Origin of the sequence: Streptomyces sp. NPDC059832 (assembly GCF_042731715.1) — a bacterium.
GTDB lineage: Bacteria > Actinomycetota > Actinomycetes > Streptomycetales > Streptomycetaceae > Streptomyces.
This window is the reverse complement of record NZ_JBHWIY010000004.1, coordinates 254,226-256,108: the sequence shown is the minus strand read 5'-3', so window position 1 is coordinate 256,108 and position 1,883 is coordinate 254,226. Positions and strand designations below refer to the sequence as shown.

The window sequence follows — 1,883 nt, the reverse complement described above, 5'->3', positions numbered from 1 at the left end:
ACGCCAAAGGAAAAAGGACTGAAAACAAACTCCCCACAGTCCTTCCCCCTCCCTTCCTCCTTGGGGTGGGGGCAGCCCAACCTGCCTCCTCCCCCCCCCCCCCCCCGCCCCCGCTCAGTCCTTGGGACGCTTCGGGCGCCAGACCACCAACGCGCTGGTCTGCTGCACGTCCTGATACGGCACCAGATCGCGCCGGTACGAGGCGTGGACCTGGGCCTCGCGCTGCTGCATCGCCTGTGCCGCGCCGTCCACGGCCGCCGAGAGCTCGGCGACGCGTTGCTGGAGCGCGGCGACCTGGTTCTCCAGCTCGATGATGCGCTTGATGCCGGCGAGGTTGATGCCTTCGTCCTGTGACAGCTGCTGCACGGTGCGCAGCAGCTCGATGTCGCGGGCCGAGTAGCGCCTGCCGCGCCCGGCCGTGCGGTCGGGCGAGACCAGGCCGAGACGGTCGTACTGGCGCAGCGTCTGCGGATGCAGGCCCGAGAGCTGGGCCGCGATCGAGATCACGTACACCGGTGATTCATCGGTCAGTTCGTACGGATTGCGTCGTCGGCCGTCCACCTCAAGCTCCCTTCGCCGCCTGGAACAGTTCCGCCCGCGGGTCGTGGCCCGCGGTCGCCTTCCGGTAGGCCTCCAGCGCGTCCCTGGCCTCGTTGCCGAGGTCCTTGGGCACCGCCACCTCGACGGTGACCAGCAGGTCGCCCCGGGTGCCGTCCTTGCGCACGGCGCCCTTGCCGCGGGCGCGCATCGTGCGCCCGTTGGGAGTGCCGGCGGGCAGTTTCAGGGTGACCGGCGGGCCGCCGAGTGTGGGCACCTTCACCTCGCCGCCGAGCGCCGCCTCGGTGAAGTCGACGGGCACGGTGACCGTGAGGTTGTCGCCCTTGCGGCCGAAGACCGGGTGGGCGCCGACGTGGACCACGACGTACAGATCGCCGGCCGGTCCACCGCGCTCGCCCGGACCGCCCTTGCCGCGCAGCCGGATCCGCTGGCCGTCGGAGACGCCCGCCGGAATCCTGACCTGCATGGTCCGGGAGGACTTGGCCCGTCCGCTGCCCTTGCAGACATCGCAGGGGTCCTGGGCGATGAGGCCCCGGCCCTTGCAGTCCACGCAGGGGTCGGTGAGCGAGAAGCCGCCGCCGGTGCCGCGCGAGACCTGGCCGGTGCCGAGACAGGTCGGGCAGACCCTGGGGGTGCCGTTCTTGTCACCGGTGCCGGAACACGCCTTGCAGGGCGCCTGGCTGGACATCCGCAACGGGACCGTGGCCCCGTCGACCGCCTCGGTGAAGCTGAGCGTCACCTCGGACTCGATGTCCTGGCCGCGGCGCGGCTGCACCCGGGTCCCTGTGCCGCCCCGGTTGAACAGGCCGCCGAAGACATCGCCCAGACCGCCGCCGCCGAAACCGCCGGCGCCGCCGCCCTGGCCCCCGCCCTGGGTGCCTCCGAAGAGGTCGCCGAGGTCGAAGTTGAAGTTGCCTCCCGCTCCTCCGGGCCCGGCCCTGAAGCCGCCGTTGCCGAAGAGGGCGCGTGCCTCGTCGTACTCCTTGCGCTTCTTGCTGTCGCCGAGGACGTCGTTCGCCTCGGAGATCTCCTTGAAGCGCTCCTCCGCCTTGTCGTCGCCCTTGTTGGCGTCCGGGTGGAACTCGCGGGCGAGCTTCCGGTACGCCTTCTTGATCTCGGCGTCGGTGGCGTCCTTGGGGACGCCGAGGACCTTGTAGTAGTCCTTCTCGACGAAGTCCTTCGTGCTCATCGACGTCCCTCCTTCCGGACGATCGGCCATGGGACCGGCCCATGGGACAGGCCCAGGGCCAGGAAGGGGGGCGCGAAGGGGTCAGAAAGGAGGGCAAACCCCCCCCATGCCAACACCCTCCTCCCCAGTTCTCTTT

General features: G+C 70.5%; 2 protein-coding genes. Both read right to left on the bottom strand.

Annotated features, from left to right (window positions below; all coding sequences use genetic code 11):
* Positions 1 to 114: 114 nt before the first annotated feature.
* The gene (locus ACFV8T_RS09025) at positions 115 to 561 is read right to left on the bottom strand and encodes a heat shock protein transcriptional repressor HspR (protein ID WP_072487850.1); all 447 of its coding nucleotides are present in this window, start codon (positions 559 to 561) and stop codon (positions 115 to 117) included.
* 1 nt (position 562) lies between these two features.
* Positions 563 to 1,747 carry a molecular chaperone DnaJ gene (dnaJ, locus tag ACFV8T_RS09020; RefSeq protein ID WP_385325909.1) on the bottom strand — a complete coding sequence of 395 codons (1,185 nt, stop codon included), beginning with the start codon at positions 1,745 to 1,747 and terminating at the stop codon, positions 563 to 565.
* Positions 1,748 to 1,883: the final 136 nt, after the last annotated feature.

What these genes read in the sequence shown, in the direction of transcription:
- dnaJ (WP_385325909.1), bottom strand. Translation starts at nt 1,747, where the DNA reads ATGAGCACGAAGGACTTCGTCGAGAAGGACTACTACAAGGTCCTCGGC.